Raw genomic sequence first — 17,927 nt, 5'->3', positions numbered from 1 at the left:
CAAATTGGGTAACAGGCTTGAAGGAAAGGTCGCCATCATCACCGGGGCGGCACGGAGCATGGGCGCCGCCCAGGCTGGATTGTTCGTTGCTGAAGGCGCCAAGGTTGTCATCGCGGACATCCTCGACGACGACGGCAAGCGGCTCGCTGACCAGCTCGGGGATTCCGCCACGTTCGTCCACCTGGACGTTGGTGAAGAAGCCCAGTGGGAAGCCGCTGTGGATACTGCAGTCACCGAGTTCGGATCCATCGACATTCTGGTGAACAACGCGGGCGTCTACCGACGGGCCAGCTTCGAAGAGATCACTCCCGAGCTGATCGATTTGCACTACAAGGTTAACCAGCTCGGTGTGTTCCTCGGGCTGCGGGCAGTTTATGCGCCCATGCGGGAACAGGGCAGCGGATCCATCGTCAATGTCTCATCAATCTCCGGGATGAGGGCACTGCCCGGCCACGCCGCCTATGGAACCACCAAGTGGGCAGTTCGAGGGCTTACAAAGTATGCGGCCACCGAATTCGGCCGTCACGGCATCCGCGTCAACTCGACCCATCCGGGCTTCATCGACACGGTGATGCTGGAAGAGAACAGTCCCGAAGTAAACGCTGGCATCTCAGCAGTCACGCCACTGGGACGGAAAGGCACCGTGGACGAACTCGCGGAAGTCACGCTGTTCCTGGCGTCCGACGCCAGCTCATATGTGAACGGTGCCGAACTCACTATCGACGGCGGCACCAGCATCTAGCGTTCTCCCTGGCGGAGCTGTCCCACAGCACAGGCAGTCTCCGCCAGGGTCCGCTCAACAACGAACACCTACGACGGCGGACGGTAGCGCTCACAGTCCGGCCCCGAAGCCAAACCCGGTTGCAGGCAACGTCCGCCTCCCACAGCCTGGCGCCGTCACTCACCGCATTCATCAGCAGCCCCGGTGCACGCATCGTCGCGCGCAACCGCGGCTTCCCCTGCCCTCCAACAGACATGGATTCGCTATGACAACTCCCAACACCGAGAAGGATCCCGTACCTCTCAAAGTACCCACATGGGACATCCGCAGGTCCACCATCATCGGCATGATTGCCGGCATCGTCTCTGTCTTTGACTTCATTTTGTTCGGCACCCTCCTACCGCGGATTTCGGAAAGCTTCGGCTGGTCCACATCCGAGGCACTCCTGGTCGCCACCCTCGTAAGTGTGGGTACCGCCGTCGTGCTTTTCGGAATCGGTCCCTTGGTTGACCGAATCGGCCGTCGCCGCGGCATGATCACCACCGTCCTGGGAACAGCAGTCGCGTCTGCAGCCTCGGCCGGCGCCAACGGTGCAGCCAGCATGATTGGTGTCAGGTCCATCAGCGGCCTGAGCCTTTCCGAGCAATCGGTCAACGCAACGTACTTGAACGAACTGTATGCAGCCGCCGAGGACCCCCGTGTCACCAAACACCGGGGCTTCGTCTTCTCGATGGTGCAAACGGCGTGGCCGCTGGGTGCGCTGGCTGCGGCCGGGTTCACTGCCCTCATGGCCGTGTTCCTGGGCCTGGACCAATGGCGATGGATTTTCCTTATTGCCACCGTCCCCGCGCTCATTGTGGCTTTCATGTGCCGATCGCTGCGCGAAAGCCCCCAGTTCCTGGCGCAGAAGGCCTCACGCCGAGGCAACGAACAGCCTGGCCTGAAGTCCATGGCGTTGATCTTCAAGCGAACCCATATCCGGAACACCACGGTTTTGGCGCTGTCATGGCTGACCAACTGGATCTCCATTCAAACGTTCAGCGTCCTGGGAACCACAGTGCTGGAAGTCGGCAAAGGATTCGACGCCACCAACAGCCTGCTCATGGTTGTTGCCTCGAATCTTGTAGCCGCCTTGGGCTACCTCTTCCACGGCTGGCTGGGAGACCGATTCGACAGGCACAAAGTGATCGCCCTGGGATGGCTCATCGGCGCAGCCCTCTTCACAGCCATGCTCGCAGGGCCAAACGACACGACCTTCGTCTTGATTACTTACATGGGCGGACTCTTCTTCCTTCTTGGCCCGTACGCAGCGGTGCTGGTTTTCCAGTCGGAGTGCTACCCCACCGAATGCCGGGCAACCGGCGGGGCCTTTGCGTTTGCCATGAGCCAGCCTGGCGCTATCTTGGGCGGCCTGCTCCTTTCCGCAGCAACCGGGCTCGGACTTTCCTACGGCATGGCAGCGCTTGTAGTTGGCGCTGGATCCTGTCTGCTTTCGGGCCTGATCATTTTCGGCGCGAAGGCGATCACCCCCCACGAACCCATCTGCGGAGATCGACGACAACGAGCCAACCATTTCCGTTTCGGCCTAGCCACCCGAACCCACATTTCCTTCACTCACCATCTACCACGAGAGGGTTTCCAGTGACTTCTCCACAGGACACGCAACTCAAAGACCACGAACATACGACGACGTTGCCGGGCTCCGAATCTGACGAGTACTCAGTTGACGGACTTGTCCAGGACGTCGAGATACTCATCGATCGTTACGGCATCCCGCACGTCTATGCAAAGACCCGCCTGGACGCCTTCGTCGCCCAAGGCTTCCAAGCAGCCCGAGACCGCTTGTTCCAGATTGATCTTTGGCGACGGCGGGGCCTGGGCTTGCTCTCCGAAGTCTTGGGTCCGGCGCACATTGCGCAGGACCGCGCAACCCGGTTGTTCCTCTACCGGGGCGACATGCGAGCCGAGTGGCTGGCATACAGCACCGACGCGAAGGACGTTGTCTCAGCCTTCGTCAGCGGCGTCAATGCTTACGTCGACTGGGTACTTCAGGATGCCGACCTCCGACTGCCGCCTGAATTCAAGGCGCTGGGTTACCTTCCCTCGCACTGGGCTCCGGAAGATGTTGTCAGAATCCGAACCCACGGCCTTCTCTACAACGCAGAACAAGAACTGGCACGTGCCCTTACCATCCGCGACCTGGGAAATGAAGCTGAAGAATTGCGCTCTGTTCGGGAACCATCCCCTGAAGAGGCACCGGACACCAGCCTCTACGAACACCTGACGGATGGCGTCTTGGACGTCTATCGTCTGGCGTTCGCACCAGTCGATTTCGGAGCAGCCACGGCTTCGGAGGTGCCCTCACCCTCTGGAAGCAACAACTGGGTCATCGCTCCCTGGCTGTCTGCCAGCGGACGCCCGGTCCTGGCCAACGACCCCCACCGCGCAGTAACACTGCCGTCCCTGCGCTACCTGGCACACCTCGAAGCCCCCGGCCTCAGCGTCATTGGTGCGGGCGAACCCAACCTGCCAGGGATCTCCATCGGACACAACGGCAACGTCGCCTTCGGCCTGACCATTTGGCCCGTCGACCACGAAGACCTCTACATCTACGAACTCCACCCCGAAAACCCCCGGCGATACCGCTACAAGGGAGGCTGGGAAGAATTCGAAACTGTCCAGGAAGATGCACCCGTGGCCGGCGGAGGCACTGTCAGGCACAGCCTTGACTTCACGCGCCACGGCCCCGTGGTGCACGTCGATACGGAAAACCGGCGTGCCGTTGCGGTCCGGGCCGTCTGGCTGCAACCGGGAATGGCGCCATACCTGGCAAGCTTGGAGTACCAGGACGCACAAGACGCCACGGAGTTCCGCCGCGCACTACGTCGATGGGGAGCGCCGGGCGTGAATCAGGTGTTCGCCACCGTCGATGGCGATATTGGTTGGCAGGCAAGCGCCATGGTGCCCCGACGTCCCGGCTGGAATGGCTCCCTTCCAGTCCCAGGCGACGGCCGTTTCGAGTGGGACGGTTTCGCCGCGGTGGAGGAATTGCCGTCCGTCATGAATCCCGAATGCGGCTGGTTCTCCAGCTCCAATGAGAACAACCTCCCCGAAGGCTTCGATAACACGGCACTGACCACCACCACAGACTGGTACTCCAGCGCCCGCCACGAAAGGCTCACCGCATGGCTCGCCAGCGGAGCACCCCTGGACGTCGATTCCAGCATTCGGATGCAAACCGATGCCCACAACATCCACGCGCTCAAACTGCTGGGCCTCACGGCACACATCGGTCTGGCCGCGCACGCCGACGAGTGGGCCTGGCTGCAAACCTGGGACGGTCACGAATCAGTGGACTCGTGTGCCGCTCTGCTTTTCCAGGTATGGCAACGTCGGCACCTGCGGCCCTGGTTGGTAGACCACTGCCTGGCCCGTCTGGGCATCGACACGTCAGCCGCGGAAAAGGCCCGTCACCGGCTGATTCGCTCCGACACACTGTTTTCCGACCTGCGTCCGGACTTGCGGATGCTGGAAGTCTTCGATCCAGAGAACGACGGCGACTCGAACCTTTTGCGCGAGGGCATCGAGACGACCTTGGGCCAGGCCCTGGAGGAAATCGGGCGGCTTCTTGGCGACGACCGTGAGCGCTGGACCTGGGGCCACCTGCATCAGACCACGCTCCGGCACCCGGTGCTGGCCCGCACCCCGGATGTCCCGGCCGAATGGGGCGAATTGCCGCCTGTCTCCCGGGCAGGCAGCGGTGACACCGTCGGCCTCACGGGCTACGACGCCAACTTCAACGCGATCATGGGCAGCAGTTTCAGGGTCGCCATAGACGTGGGCGAATGGGACCACAGCCAGGTCATCAACTCTCCCGGCCAGTCCGGGGATCCCAGGTCCGAACACTACGCCGACCTGCTCCCCGCGTGGGCCAACGGCGAATCATTTCCACTGCTCTACAGCCGTTCAGCTGTGGAAGCTGCAACCAACCGACGGCTCGTCTTGCGCCCAGCGATTTAGCCCAGAGCCTCAGACGGACGGAACAAGCCGGTACCCGGCAAGCCTAAATGGCTCGCCGGGTACCTCGTCACAGGGTGAGGACCTTCGAGACGAAGTGAAGGTTTGCGAAGCAGGCACTGAATGAAGGCCATCCGGAAGGTCGGGCAACGGGCGTCAGTAATTACCGGCGCGGGCAGCCGATGGAGTAGAGGAACATCACAGGGGCGGGTGGCGTCATCTAAGGATGTCCGACTCGGCTCGGCCATAGCCTTGAATTATGAAGTCGTTCGTCGCCCAGGCTCTAATCCTTGCCAGTCCCACTGCCGTTTGGGATGTCCTCACGGACACCGGGAACTTCGCCGTATGGAACTCCGGCATCACAGCCGTCAGCGGGGAACTGCGGCATGGGAGCACGATTCACGTCCGGACTCAACGCAGCGGTAAGAAGACTCTTCGTTTTCGAGTGACCATGGTCATGGGCAGTTCCATTGTTTGGAGCCGACAGCTTCCGTTGGGCTTCGGCAAGATTACCCGGGCAGTGACGCTGGTTGCCCAGAGTGGGTTCACAAACGTCCGCGTTACCGAAACAGCGACAGGCTTCGCATCGGTGGAAACGCGCTCCGATACGAACCATATTCTGCGCACCTTTGTTGAAGCCGTGAAATTCCGGGCAGAACTGCTCGACCATCATCTCAGTGACGGCGTCTTGTCCATCTCAGACGCACCGTCACGCCACGGCTAGTCCGTTTCCGGCCCTGTGCAAAAGAAGCAGTCCGGCCCGTCGCAGGAATCGTCGCTGGCTTCCGCAGAAACTTCCTGGCGATTCATCATTTCAGTAGTCACTGTAAACACTCCTCAGTAGATGGGAAGGGGCCTACGCCTCATCGCGCGGCGGCCCCTGAAAGTTCAATGAAGCTGGTCAGCGAAGGTATGCCCAGACGGTTCGGTGTGCCAGCAGTACGGGCAATCGAGAGAGAATTCCCCTCCGGTGCAACCGGTCCATGTGCGCCGATCTGCTGCGTCGCAGCCTATTATCCGGCGAGCGTCGCTCCGCAGGTCTCGTTGAGACTTTGGCAGGGTCGTGATTTTCTTCATGGCAGATAATCCTGGTGTGTGTTCCGGACCACTTCGTCCGAATTGTCCTCAGTACCGACCTCCGTCGGGATGCAGGTCCGGCTAATACCTTCGCTGTGTTTCATCAACTCGTACCTTCAGTATAGATCTGTGATCACAAATCACACAAGAAGTCTTCTGCACCCAGAATCGACGCGGCGGGTTCACAACCGACGCATCAGTGGAATTCATCGCTTCACCCAGCGGTGCTGTCGGATTCGGAATGCCAGCAGAAGGGGCAGTCGAGCGAGAATTCGCCACCGGTGCAGCCGATCCACGCGTGTCGGTCGGCTTCAACATGCTTTGGCTCAGAACGTTCGCGGAGCATCAAGCGTTCATGGGACTCTTTCAAGGCTGTCAGGTTTTTCATGATCATAATTCCTGCGTGAAGGTGGGCCTTCTGCCCTGGTGCGTCCGCTGGACCGGACCGTTCGGTGTTGCGGCGAGACACTTCCCGCTACAGTGATTCGTGCCCACAGACTTCGCGAACCGTGAGCGGCGCTGCCCCTTCCTTGAGGCTTGGCCTAAGCCTATGAGCAGCAAAATCCGTCTACATCGTCAGAAATACGTAGTCCGGATCGTCAGCGCCGGGGCTCCCGCGTGACACTGCCCTCCTCTGTTCATGATTCGCAGACTGATACTGATGTCTTGATTTGGCTCCCCGAACGTATGGCCGTACTAAAGTGGCTGTCATGGAGCAGTCCGCCCTCACCGTTCGTGACCTGGTTACCTCCCGCAGCTTGGGGACGAAGGTTCTCGCGGGAGAAAACGGCTTGGATCGGCAGGTTCTGTGGGCGCACAGCTGCGAACTCAATGATCCCGAACGTTGGCTCGGACCACATGAGTTGCTCATGACGGTAGGTCTCTGCGTGCCAAGAACTCCTGAGAAGCAGCGGGCGTTCATCGCCAAGCTTGACCAAGCCGGACTTGCTGGCGTGGCCTTGGGCGACCATCCCACCCTTCCGAGCGTGACTACCGACCTTTTGGACGAAGCCAACGCCCGTTCCTTTCCGGTGCTCCTGACTAACGCAGAGACTCCTTTTGCCGCAATCGGCAGGACAGTTGCCGCTGCCACGGCAACAACCCAAACCCTCCAAGTGCTCAAGCTCAGTAAGCTTTACCAAGTGTCTGCAAACGCACGCACAGACCCTGTGCGTGTGATCGAGGAACTGCAGACGCTCCTTCACGTTGGTCTCAGCGTTCGCGACACCCAAACAGGTCTAACGATCCTTGCCGGTTCTCAGCTTCTGAAAGACTCCAGTCCCACGCGGGAGCGTTCCTATCCCCTCCCGGGTGAGGCGGAGGCCCGCCTTGTCTTCGTGGAGTATCCCGGTGAAGAAGTCAGCAGCTTCTTCCTCATGCATATCTTGCAGGTAGTCGATGTGGCCGTAAACCAACACCTGCGAGCCGTCCGGCGTCGCAGTGAACGCGCATCACAGACGCTCGCAACCATTCTTGATGGTGAAATTCCCAGCGCATCCGAGGTACTTCTAAAACCGGAGTCCATAGCGAAAGGCTTCCAAATGGTCACCATCGCACCAGAGGATGGCCCCAAAGTTGCCCGGGCCATCGCTATCGAAGCTCTACCGGTGTTGGCAGGCCTATGGAGGGGCTCCTACTTCGCCCTAACGCCCCTGAAATCCCGAGAGGATGTCCGCCGGCTGTTGCAGCACCTCAAAGTCCGCGCTGCCGCATCATCGACGCACAGCGACCTTCGGGACGCGCGCATGGCCGCAGCCGAAGCGGCGGACGTGTATACATCCAGCGGGACGAGCAGCATCTGGACCGACTTTGAGGGTGTTCCCGTCACGCTCCTTACCCGTTCCCGCAAGGAAGCCAACACAATTATTCGGCAGGTACTCGGCGAACTGGCGCAGCTGGACCCTAAATCATCCGTCCTCCGGGAGACACTGTTTGCCTTCATTGCCCATGACCGCCACTGGAATGAAACCGCAGCCAGCCTGGGCATCCATCGACAGAGCCTGGCTTACCGTCTGAACCGAATCAAAGAAATAACCGGCCGTGATGTAGCGTCATCGGCCGACCTATCGGCGTTTTGGTTGGCGTACCAGGCGTGGACGTCGTACTCCCCTTCATGACCAAGACCGCCGGTCGATGAACTTCGAATAAATGTATGAATGGTTCCTTAGATTCGTATAGTCGTCTAAGTGACCAAGGAAGTCGCTGACTACTAGCGTGTTGCCATCAACCCCAGCAACAAGGCAGGTGCAGCATGGCCACGGCAATAACTTCCAACCAGCATTTGATCAACGGCAACGTGTCCTTCTGGATGCGAAGTGTCGGCGAACCGAAAAGGCGTCCCGGGTTGCCCGGTGACATCGCTGTGGATGTGGCCATCGTCGGTGGTGGCCTGACTGGACTATGGACGGCTTACTACCTGAAGAAGGCCCGGCCCACGCTGAACATCGCCATCATCGAGCGCGAGTTCGTGGGCTTTGGGGCTTCCGGCCGCAACGGTGGCTGGATGAGTGCCGAGCCGGCGGGTCAGTTCCGGCGCTATGCGAAGTCCCGCGGGACCCAGGCTGCCAAGAACCTGCAAGCTGAGATGTTCGGAGCTGTCAGGGAATCAGTACAAGTCGCACAAAGGGAGGGTTTCGCCGAGGATCTCGTCCACGATGGCCTGATCCATGTCGCAACGAACGCAGCCCAACTGGCCCGCGTGCGCCATCACATCTCCAGCCTCAAAGAGCAGGGCTGGGGCGAGGACGACGTATTCGAGCTCAGCCCTACCGAGCTCGAACAACGGGTCCGGATAGAAGGGGTCCAGGGTGGATACTGGACCCCGCACTGTGCCCGGGTCCACCCTGCCAAATACACGCTGGGGCTCAGCCGTGTTGTCGAGGCGCTCGGGGTGACAATCTTCGAGTCAACAACAGCCTTGGCCGTGGATCCGCATGCCGTAACGACCAACCGCGGGGTTGTCACGGCAACGTTCATTGTTGAGGCCCTTGAGGGCTACACACTTTCTCTAAAGGGCAAAGGCCGCAAGCTGCTGCCCATGAACAGCAGCATGGTGATCACCGAACCCCTCACCCAGGCCCAGCTCGAAGAAGTCGGTTGGCGCGGCGGCGAACTCATCGGTGATTCGGCACATAGCTTCACCTACATGCACCGCACCCAGGACGGACGGATCGCAATCGGTGGCCGCGGTGTTCCCTACAACTTCCGCTCCAGCTTCGACCGCAACGGCCGGACCGCCGATTCGGCAGTCGCGCAACTGCGGCACCGCCTGACGGAACTCTTCCCGAGCCTTGCAAGCGTAGGCTTCGAACAGTCGTGGTCGGGAGTCCTCGGCGCACCCCGGGACTGGTGCGCCTCAGTCAACTACGATCCCGCCACCGGCCTCCTGAATGCAGGAGGATACGTCGGCCATGGCCTGTCGGGCACCAACCTCGCGGCTAGAACGCTCCGCGACCTCATCTTGGGCGAGGACACCCAGCTCACACGGCTCCCATGGGTCGGCCGTCGCGCACGCAATTGGGAAATGGAACCCATCAGGTGGATCGGCGCCACTGCACTCTACGCCGCGTACAGGCACGCAGACACCCGGGAATACGGAAGCAACGCTCCGCAAACCCACTGGGCTGCCCGCCTGGCGAACCTCGTGAGCGGCCGATAACCCAGATTCCCCCGAAACTGCAGAAATACGGCAAGCCAAATGCTGAAACCATATGAAACAGAACTGCTTGGCCGGGTCGAGCCCGGCTTCTTCATCGACGGCCGGTGGGAGCGCCCGGATACCCGGGAATTATTCAACGTCCATGACCCTTCCACTGGCGAAATCATCAAGTCAGTTGCTAGCGCGACCGTCGAGGACGCTCTTCGGGCCCTTGACGCGGCGGCCGGTGCGCAACAGACCTGGGCAAGCACGCCCAGCCGGGTTCGATCGAACATCTTGCGACGTGCCTTTGACCTTCTGACTGCCCGTAAAGAGGACTTCGCTCTGCTGATCAGCCTGGAGATGGGCAAGCCATTGGCCGAAGCCCGCGACGAGGTGGACTACGGTGCCGAGTTCCTCCGGTGGTTTTCGGAAGAAGCAGTCCGTGTCCGTGGTGACTATCGCCCGACCCCTGAGGGTACCGGCACGATCGTCGTCACCCATCGCCCGGTCGGGCCTACCTACGTCATCACACCGTGGAACTACCCTCTGGCCATGGCCACGCGCAAGATGGCCCCTGCCCTGGCGGCGGGCTGCACCGTGGTGGTCAAACCGGCAGAACTTACCCCGCTCACCACGAATTACTTCGCCCAATTACTCGCCGAGGCCGGTGTACCGGCCGGAGTAGTCAACGTCGTACCAACGTCGGACCCCGCTGCCCAGTCCCAAGCGCTGCTGGCGGACGCCAGGTTACGGAAGATCAGCTTCACCGGTTCGACGGCGGTCGGCACCGCACTGATGGCGACGGCAGCCACCAACGCACTCCGGACATCCATGGAACTAGGTGGCAACGCCCCCTTCGTAGTCTTTGAGGACGCCGACCTCGACAACGCCGTCCAGGCCGTTGTCCTTGCCAAATTCCGCAACACCGGACAGGCCTGTACAGCTGCGAACCGCGTGATCGTGCACGACTCCATAGCTGACGACTTCGTGGAACGCCTCAGTAAGCGCGTCAATGCCATGAAAGTCGGCAGAGGAACTGAGGCTGGCGTCGAGGTTGGTCTCCTGATTACTCCCAAAGCCCGCGACAACGTCTCACGGCTGGTCGAAGACGCACTAAACAACAACGCGACGCTCGTCACGGGCGGCAAGCCTCTTGCTGCCCCTGGAAACTTCTTCCAGCCAACAGTCATCGACCGGGTTCCGCCCAACGCTGCCCTGATGAATGAAGAGATCTTCGGCCCAGTCCTGGGGATCTTCCGTTTCACGGCCGAAACAGAGGCAGTCGAACTCGCCAACAAAACACCCTTCGGCCTGGTTGGTTACGTGTTCACGGAAGACCTCCACCGCGGACACCGGATGATCAACAGCATTGACACGGGAATGATGGGGCTCAACGTCGGCGCGATCTCCAATGCCGCGGCCCCCTTCGGCGGTATCAAACTCTCAGGCCTGGGCCGCGAGGGCGGGTTCGAAGGCATCCACGAATACCTCTCCCCCAAATACACACTCCTTCCGCATCAGCGATGACTCGGCAGATAATCCCAAGGAGCACCGAATAATGAACGAGACGCACGTACGAACGATCAACGTGGCCGAAACGGAATGGCCAGCGCGGGTCAAAATCCCTGCACACCGAATCCTCACCGGTGCACCTGCGGCGTCCACTTTAACTCTGGAGGAGTCTGGAACACATCAATTGGGCTTGTGGCAGGTGACGCCGGGGGCCTTCACAACGGACCACGCAGGGTACCTGGAATACATCCACGTCACGAAGGGCCGCGGCCGTCTGGTGAGCGACACTGGAGTGGTCCAGGAACTCAGCCCGGGGACCACTACGGTCATCCCCGTGGACTGGAAAGGCCGTTGGGAAATCGATAACACCCTGACCAAGGTCTACACGATCATTCGCACCTAAGTAGTCCTAACTTGTTCCTTCCTGCGAGGAAACTCCCGCGCGAAGGACCCTTGCGCTGATCGGGCAAGCCCAGCAGGCCGCTAGTACCATGAGAGGTAGCCATGGACGTTCAACGCAGCCCTGTTCAGCAGGATCGGGAACCGGTGGATTCGCTCGAATGTCGAGTCCTCGGGGACGGTTCGGTGATAACTTTCGGCAGCGGAACACTTGATCCGCTGCTTAGAGACCTGGCGCTTGGTTTTCTGGCCGAAAAACTCGAGCGGGTCCAATTCATCTGGACGCGCCCCCGCGTCCCTATGAGGGTCAGGATCGAGCGCGCCCAGCGACTCGGCCATGCCGTGGCCCACGTGCAGGGAACCGACTGCCCTTCACTGCCCTGGGGTACTACCGTGCGGGAACTGGACGTCGTGACCTTGTTGGTGGCAGGGCTGACGAACGCGCAGGTGGCAGCGGCGCTGCACTTGAGTGTGCGGACAGTGACCACGCACATCGACCGCCTGATGCGGAAATTCAATGCTCCCAACCGGGCAACCGTGGCCACCATGGCCTTGGAACAGGGCCTCGTCGTACTCCCGTTCCCTGCCGCCGTCGAAGACGTGGAGCACTTGGCGCTGGGACGGATGCTGCGGTCTGCAGGTCAGCGCAGTAACGCGGAGCGGTCGACAGCGACAACTCTCGCCTTGGGGGAACCGATGCGTATCGGCGCCCTTATTCCGTCCCTCGGGCGCGGGCGCGCGGACGCATTGGAAATGCTGCACGGCGCCACCCAGGCCGTGGAAGAGATCAACGCACGCGGCGGTATTCGTGGCCGCCTGCTGGCCATGGATGTGGCCAATGTCGACGCCGACGATGAAGCCAGTACCCGCGCCGGACTTGCCGGCCTCTTGAATGGCAACCCCGTAGCCGTCACCTCCGGCTACCTGGCTGGACAATCCAGCGCCATGAACACCGCCGCTGCCACGGGTATTCCTTTCCTGCATTCGTCGGCCTCGGCCACGCTGGGCCATCTTGTGTCAGCAGACGGAAGACGATTCCGGAACACCTTTCAATTCAGCCCCGATGATGAAGACTATGCGCCCACGTTCGTGTCTTTCCTGACCGGTATGCGCGACACAGGACAATGGCAACCCGTCAACGGCAGGCTCGCCGTTGTTGTCCAATCCCGCTGGGACATCGTGGATCTCGGCTTGGACATCGCAGCCCGGGATGCAACGGCGCGTGGCTGGGAGTTGGAGGTGGTGCACGCCAGCGACCAAAAGCAGCTGGGTCCGGCCTGGGTAGAAGCAGCCCGGACCGTGCGCAGCGCCGGGGTGGCGGCGTTCATGATTGGCAGCTACTTCCCGGATGACCATTTTCAGCTGATCAGGGAGTACCTCAAGGAACCCGGCGAAGCGCTGATTTACTCCGCCTATGCCCCGTCCGTGTCCAGTTTCCGTTCCAGGATCGGTCCGATCGTCGAGGGACTGCTCTGGGCGACCACGACAGGAACGTATTCGGACGATCTGGGAACCGCGTTCGCCCGGCGCTATCAAGTGAGGTTCGGCGAATTGCCAGGCAGGTCCCACGCCGGCATCGCTTATGACCGTATCCATATTCTCGCCAACGCGTGGCGCCAAGCGGAGGATGTCCGGGACTTCGACGAGGTCGGTGCTTTGTTGTCCGAAACCCGGCACAGGGGTGTAAACGGGGCCTACGTTTTCGACGCCGCGGAACACCGGACACTCAGCCTGGGCAGGACCTCAAAGGATCCCTCGCTCTCGCAGGCACACACGATTTTCCAGATCCAGTCCGGCCAGAACATCATGATCTCACCGGACCCGTATGCGGAGGGATCATTCGTCCCGCCGCCGTGGACCACTGCCGGCGGAGCGGGACGATAGGTCCATCATCTGCCGATTCCACGCTGCCATTCGGTGAGGGTTTCCCTGTCGATACCAACCTGTCGATCAAAAGCGCGCGACGTCGTCGATCCATCTGCCAGGACCAAGGTGATGACTTGCCGTATTCCAGACAGTTCAACCACCTCGTTTGTCAGCTTGCGCAACCGCAGCTCCGGGTCACGATGCAGGTGCGACCACACACATCCGGCATGGGAGTCCAGCAATGCAACACCGTACTCCCACGTCAAGAGACACCTGTCCCCCGCGGATAGTGGATGGAAACGGACGGCATGCCCGCCGAGTTCCACGCCAGGACTCGTTGCCAGACGCTCGGCACGCAGGACGGTACGGATGTGCGGACCAATCCGTGAAGCCAGCACCACCTGTGGGTCGGCACCGCCTACCGCCCACACGCACTCATCTGTCGCGTAGGCATCAACGAATGCCGAGCTGTCCAGGGACAGATCCATGCGGACTTCGCCCTCCCCCGCCTTGAGCGTCAGCCCATTATGGGAATCAAGGGTCAGTGTTCCCCAGCCAAAGTCCCAGGAGTCGCCCTTCCAGAGTGCAATTCCAGTGCCCACTTTCGATTCCTTCCTTTATGGCCAATAGCTTTGGGGTCGTCGCGCCTGAGGACGCGACGACCCCAAATGATCGTTTACTGCTGTGGTGCACGCGCCCGTTGGGTTGCGTCCACATCCACCTGAAGGTCATCGGAGAGGATCACACCGTAGACCGTTGCGGCCCGCTCGCGGCTGACTACCTCGTTGCGGACATCCTTGGAAACGAGTTCCGGGTCACGGTCGAAGGGGTCACCCCAACCACCGCCGCCGCCGCTCTCAAAAACGAAGGACTCATTTGGCTTGAACTGCACGCTGCCGAGCATCTGCGGAAGCCAGGCGCCGTCGTCGTCAAGTCCGCCTACAGCCTGCAGCGATCCATCAACCTTTCGACGCAGTTGTTTTTGCCGGCTTCCCGATCCCCCACCGTTTGTGCCAGGCGAGCCCTCACGGGTCCGTGAGGATTCCATGGTGATGATCTGGCCGGGTCCGACGAACTCGACCTCCATGCGAACGCCTGCACCTCCGCGGTATTTGCCCGGGCCTGATGAATCGGTAATCATTTCGAACGAGTTGTACCGGAGCGGGAACAACATCTCGGCTGTTTCGGCCGGCAGGTTCTGGCAGTTTCCCAAGGGGTCCATGGTGACGTGCATGCCGTCGCTGAACGGTGTGCCACCCCAGCCACCGGCCGGCAGGTCCGAGAAGACGTGGTTCTCGCGGGTTTCCGGGTCCAGGACGCTGGCCGTAAACCAGTTCGCATCAGCGTAGGTAGACGCCACACTGCGTTCTGGGATGGCTTTTGCGATGGCAGACCAGATACCGCCCGTGACCTTGGACGATGCCGCCGTCGTGCAGCCGAGCGTCGGCGCGGGCCAGATCGGGTTCAACCACGTGCCCTTGGGAATCGTGAAATCGATCTGCCGGTACATACCTGCGTTTGCCGGAGCCTGAGGGTCGAGGAAGAACTTCAGCGAGTAGTAGATCGCCGAAACCGTGTTGGCCAGGGGCGAGTTGATGGGACCCAAGCACTGGGGATCGGAACCTGTCATGTCCACATGGACCCGGTCGCCCTTCACCTCAAGTTTGACCTTGATCCTGACAGGCTCATCGCTGTACCCGTCGCTGTCGATGTAGTCCGCGCCTTCATAGACTCCGTCAGGGATCAGTTCGATGGCTTTCTGGGTCCGAAGCTGCGTGTAGTCAAGGATTTCCCGCATCCCCTCCCGCATGACGTCCACGCCGTAGCGATTAGCCAGCCTGCGGATCTCATCGCGGCAAGCCCAGAGGGCGGCAAGCTGGGCCTGAACGTCACCCTCGACGTACTGCGGGGTCCTCGTGCCGTTCTTGATGATGTCCATCAGGTCGCGGTTCAGGACGCCCCCGGTGGCGAGCTTGACCGGCGGAAGACGGAAACCTTCACCCGCGACGTGGGAATCCATGGACTGTCCCACGTCGGTCCAGTGCGCGCGGCTGACCGCGTAGGCCACCAGTTCATCGTTGTGGTAAATCGGCGTTGTCAGCGTGACGTCGGGGGTGTGTGTACCGCCGAGGTAGGGATCGTTCAGGATGACGACGTCGCCATCCTGAAGCGTCTCCCGGGGAAACTTGGCGAGGGAGGCCCGTGCACTGTAATGCATGGCCGCGATGTGGACGGGGCAGTTGGCTGTTTGGCCGATCAGCTCAACGTCCGGGTCGAACACGGCGCTGGAGAAGTCGACCATGTCGTAAATGATGGGCGAGAACGACGCTTTTTGAAGGACTTGCGACATGCGCTCACACGCGTAGTCAAAACCGCGCCGCAGCACTTCAAAGGTGACCGGGTCCAGCTTTCGCAAAGGGGTGGGATTGGTCATGGGACTCACTTCTCCTTGCTTTCCAGAACGATGTTTCCAAACTGGTCGACGTGCGCCTTTGCCAGCGGCGGGACAACTACCCCTCCGTGTTCCTGCTCAATGATGGCGGGGCCGTCAACGCGCAGTCCGATATGTGTAGAGGATGGGTCGTAAACATCGACCTCACTGAAGGCACCGCCGAAGTAGACCTGGCGCTTCTTCGGTTGGCCGGAGCCCTCCGCTACAGTTCCAGCCATCGCAGAGGCCGCCGGTTTTGACGTCACGCCTACTGCTGTAATGCGCAGATTGACGACGGCGACCGGGAACTCTGTGGAATAGACGCCGTACTCCTGCTCGTGGGCAACATAGAACGACTTCGTAATCTCGTCCAAAGAGGCGGTGGTCAGTTCACCGTCGGGCAACGGCGTGGTCACTTCGTAGGACTGGCCGATGTACCGCATGGCCGCCGAACGGTCGATGGTGACGGTCTCCGCGTTTGCACCATCGCTGGCCAGCAACTCCCGGGCATGCTCCTCCAAGGCGTCCAGGGACTGGTTGAAGGCTGACATGTCCACCTCATCAAGCGGGTGGTAGAACGTTGCTTCGAGGTCATGGCGCACGTCCATGGTGATGGCACCGAAAGCACACGCGACACCGCCGTAGGGCGGCACGATGACTTTCTCGACGCCGGCTCCCCACGCAGTCTCGAAAGCGCTCAGTCCTCCGGCCCCGCCGAAAGCAACCATCGCGTGATCGCGGGGGTCACGGCCCCTGTCGCTGGACACCATGCGGATGGCGCCGGCCATGTTTTCGCAGAGGATGGCGAGGATGCCTTCAGCCGCTTGGTGGATGGTCATGCCCAGAGGCTCAGCCACTGTCGCCAGGGCCTGTTCGGCGGCAGCAATGTCCAACAGGAATTTACCGCTAAGGTCCGGGTTGATCCGACCCAACACCAGATTGGCATCCGTGACGGTGGGTTGGGTGCCTCCACGGCCGTAGCACGCTGGGCCCGGAACGGCGCCTGCACTCTGCGGCCCCACCCGGAGCGATCCACCCGAATCGATCCAGGCTGTGGATCCGCCTCCGGCTCCGATGCTCCGGATATCGAGCATGGGCACGATGACTGGCATTTCCCATTCGAGTTCGTATTCGTCAGTGACCAGCCCGCGGCCGTTTTCCATCAACGCCGCTTCGAAACTGGTGCCGCCCACATCTGTGACGATCAGGTTGGGCGCTTCCAGCAGGTTCGCCAGATAGGCTCCTGCAGCTACGCCACCGGCTGGTCCGGATTCGATGAGCTCTTCCGGATGTTCCTTGGCGTTGCTGGCACTCATCATGCCGCCATTGCTCTTCACGATGTACAGTGGCGCGGTGGAGCCCTCCTCCTCAAGCTTCGTCTCCAGCCGTGTCATGTAGTCACCTACAACCGGCATCATCGCTGCCCGGATAGCGGTGGTCACGAAGCGTCCGAGTTCACGAACCTTCGGCCGCGTCTCGGAAGACAGCGCGATCCGGGCGTCCGGAATGACGTCGAGAATGATTTCCCTGGCTCGCTGTTCATGCTTGCCGCTGTTGTACGCGTTGATGAAGGCAACACCAATGTTGCGAATGCCCCGATCGCGGATCTCCTCCGCCTTGGCGCGCAACTCAGCCTCATCAAGGGGCTTGACGACCGACCCGTCCGCACCAAGCTTTTCCGTGACCGTGTACCGGTTCGCCCGGCTGACCAACGGCTCCGGCTTCACCTGGTACGGGTCGTAGAGTGCCTGGCGACGTTGCCGACCGATTTCCAGGACATCACGGAAACCGGCCGTCGTGATGAAAGCCGGCTCCGGATACTTCCGCTCCAACAGAGCGTTCGTTGCCACGGTGGTACCGTGCACAATCGTCGAAATCTCAGCGGGGGAAATACCCGCCGAGTGAAGGGCGTTCAAGACGCCGAGCGACAGATCCTCCGGCGTGGACAGTACCTTGGCCGTGCGCACGCCTCCAGAGGTTGGGTTCGTCTCATCAAGGGCATACAGATCAGTAAATGTGCCACCAATGTCGACTCCGATGCGAAACATGTGTCTCCTTAGTCGGGAATACGGGGTGATTGAACAGATCCTCAGTGACCTGACGCACCACGCTCCGTGATCCGGGTCACCTCATCTTCGAGGACTTGCATCAGCCTAGGGATCGCATAATCCGGACACATCGGTTAAATTACGTACTTCCGTAGTGCGCACCTGACAGTCGTACGGCGCACTCGAGCAGATCGACTGCTGGTCCCCAGGCGGTGT

At 60.9% G+C, this 17,927-nt stretch carries 13 protein-coding genes; 9 read left to right on the top strand and 4 right to left on the bottom strand.

The genetic code is table 11. From position 1 onward, the window contains the following. Positions 1-4: 4 nt before the first annotated feature. The 4 genes from ACIQT2_RS22225 to ACIQT2_RS22210 all read left to right on the top strand — a co-directional run bounded on the left by ACIQT2_RS22225 (position 5) and on the right by ACIQT2_RS22210 (position 5,462). Entirely contained in the window at positions 5-742 is a 738-nt protein-coding gene (locus ACIQT2_RS22225; RefSeq protein WP_402950979.1) for an SDR family NAD(P)-dependent oxidoreductase, read from the top strand. A 244-nt stretch (positions 743-986) separates the two neighbouring features. Next, positions 987-2,366 (top strand): MFS transporter, encoded by a 1,380-nt coding sequence (locus ACIQT2_RS22220; protein ID WP_402950976.1) that lies wholly within the window; start codon positions 987-989, stop codon positions 2,364-2,366. Continuing rightward, positions 2,363-4,741: a penicillin acylase family protein gene (locus ACIQT2_RS22215; RefSeq protein ID WP_402950974.1), complete on the top strand. Its 2,379-nt coding sequence runs from the start codon at positions 2,363-2,365 to the stop codon at positions 4,739-4,741. Before ACIQT2_RS22220 ends, ACIQT2_RS22215 begins: the two co-directional genes overlap by 4 nt. 256 nt (positions 4,742-4,997) lie before the next feature. Further along, on the top strand, positions 4,998-5,462 hold the full coding sequence (locus tag ACIQT2_RS22210; RefSeq protein WP_402950972.1) for an SRPBCC family protein: 465 nt from the start codon (positions 4,998-5,000) through the stop codon (positions 5,460-5,462). Positions 5,463-6,029: 567 nt separating this feature from the next. Here ACIQT2_RS22210 and ACIQT2_RS22205 read toward each other — a convergent pair. Next, the gene (locus tag ACIQT2_RS22205) at positions 6,030-6,203 is read right to left on the bottom strand and encodes a hypothetical protein (protein WP_402950969.1); all 174 of its coding nucleotides are present in this window, start codon (positions 6,201-6,203) and stop codon (positions 6,030-6,032) included. Between the two features lie 322 nt (positions 6,204-6,525). Between ACIQT2_RS22205 and ACIQT2_RS22200 the strand changes: the two genes are divergently transcribed. The 5 genes from ACIQT2_RS22200 (at position 6,526) to ACIQT2_RS22180 (ending at position 13,250) form a co-directional block, all read left to right on the top strand. Continuing rightward, positions 6,526-7,932, top strand: a complete 1,407-nt coding sequence (locus ACIQT2_RS22200) for a PucR family transcriptional regulator (RefSeq protein ID WP_402950967.1) — start codon at positions 6,526-6,528, stop codon at positions 7,930-7,932. Between the two features lie 134 nt (positions 7,933-8,066). Beyond that, the gene (locus tag ACIQT2_RS22195) at positions 8,067-9,473 is read left to right on the top strand and encodes an NAD(P)/FAD-dependent oxidoreductase (protein WP_402950964.1); all 1,407 of its coding nucleotides are present in this window, start codon (positions 8,067-8,069) and stop codon (positions 9,471-9,473) included. 39 nt (positions 9,474-9,512) lie between these two features. Next, positions 9,513-10,982 carry an NAD-dependent succinate-semialdehyde dehydrogenase gene (locus ACIQT2_RS22190; RefSeq protein WP_402950961.1) on the top strand — a complete coding sequence of 490 codons (1,470 nt, stop codon included), beginning with the start codon at positions 9,513-9,515 and terminating at the stop codon, positions 10,980-10,982. Positions 10,983-11,013: 31 nt separating this feature from the next. Continuing rightward, a complete protein-coding gene (locus ACIQT2_RS22185) occupies positions 11,014-11,370 on the top strand; it encodes a cupin domain-containing protein (protein ID WP_402950959.1) in 357 nt (118 codons plus the stop codon). A gap of 143 nt (positions 11,371-11,513) precedes the next feature. After that, complete coding sequence (locus ACIQT2_RS22180) at positions 11,514-13,250, top strand: ABC transporter substrate-binding protein (RefSeq protein ID WP_402950956.1); 1,737 nt, start codon at positions 11,514-11,516, stop codon at positions 13,248-13,250. 5 nt (positions 13,251-13,255) lie between these two features. On the opposite strand, the gene ACIQT2_RS22175 is transcribed toward ACIQT2_RS22180, so the two are convergent. The 3 genes from ACIQT2_RS22175 to ACIQT2_RS22165 form a co-directional block, all read right to left on the bottom strand. Continuing rightward, positions 13,256-13,834: a hypothetical protein gene (locus tag ACIQT2_RS22175; protein ID WP_402950953.1), complete on the bottom strand. Its 579-nt coding sequence runs from the start codon at positions 13,832-13,834 to the stop codon at positions 13,256-13,258. Positions 13,835-13,908: 74 nt separating this feature from the next. Then, positions 13,909-15,666 (bottom strand): hydantoinase B/oxoprolinase family protein, encoded by a 1,758-nt coding sequence (locus ACIQT2_RS22170; RefSeq protein WP_402950950.1) that lies wholly within the window; start codon positions 15,664-15,666, stop codon positions 13,909-13,911. Between the two features lie 5 nt (positions 15,667-15,671). Continuing rightward, the gene (locus ACIQT2_RS22165; protein ID WP_402950947.1) at positions 15,672-17,711 is read right to left on the bottom strand and encodes a hydantoinase/oxoprolinase family protein; all 2,040 of its coding nucleotides are present in this window, start codon (positions 17,709-17,711) and stop codon (positions 15,672-15,674) included. Positions 17,712-17,927: the final 216 nt, after the last annotated feature.

Origin of the sequence: Paenarthrobacter sp. NPDC090522 (assembly GCF_044769225.1) — a bacterium.
Classification (GTDB): Bacteria; Actinomycetota; Actinomycetes; order Actinomycetales; family Micrococcaceae; genus Arthrobacter.
Note: the sequence above shows the minus strand (reverse complement) of the source record. Positions and strands in the feature narration are given on the sequence as shown.

Excerpts from the sequence above, each read along its gene's own strand:
- ACIQT2_RS22220 (WP_402950976.1), top strand. The coding sequence starts at position 987 with ATGACAACTCCCAACACCGAGAAGGATCCCGTACCTCTCAAAGTACCC.
- ACIQT2_RS22210 (WP_402950972.1), top strand. The coding sequence starts at position 4,998 with ATGAAGTCGTTCGTCGCCCAGGCTCTAATCCTTGCCAGTCCCACTGCC.
- ACIQT2_RS22205 (WP_402950969.1), bottom strand. The coding sequence starts at position 6,203 with ATGAAAAACCTGACAGCCTTGAAAGAGTCCCATGAACGCTTGATGCTC.
- ACIQT2_RS22200 (WP_402950967.1), top strand. The coding sequence starts at position 6,526 with ATGGAGCAGTCCGCCCTCACCGTTCGTGACCTGGTTACCTCCCGCAGC.
- ACIQT2_RS22195 (WP_402950964.1), top strand. The coding sequence starts at position 8,067 with ATGGCCACGGCAATAACTTCCAACCAGCATTTGATCAACGGCAACGTG.
- ACIQT2_RS22190 (WP_402950961.1), top strand. The coding sequence starts at position 9,513 with ATGCTGAAACCATATGAAACAGAACTGCTTGGCCGGGTCGAGCCCGGC.
- ACIQT2_RS22185 (WP_402950959.1), top strand. The coding sequence starts at position 11,014 with ATGAACGAGACGCACGTACGAACGATCAACGTGGCCGAAACGGAATGG.
- ACIQT2_RS22170 (WP_402950950.1), bottom strand. The coding sequence starts at position 15,666 with ATGACCAATCCCACCCCTTTGCGAAAGCTGGACCCGGTCACCTTTGAA.
- ACIQT2_RS22165 (WP_402950947.1), bottom strand. The coding sequence starts at position 17,711 with ATGTTTCGCATCGGAGTCGACATTGGTGGCACATTTACTGATCTGTAT.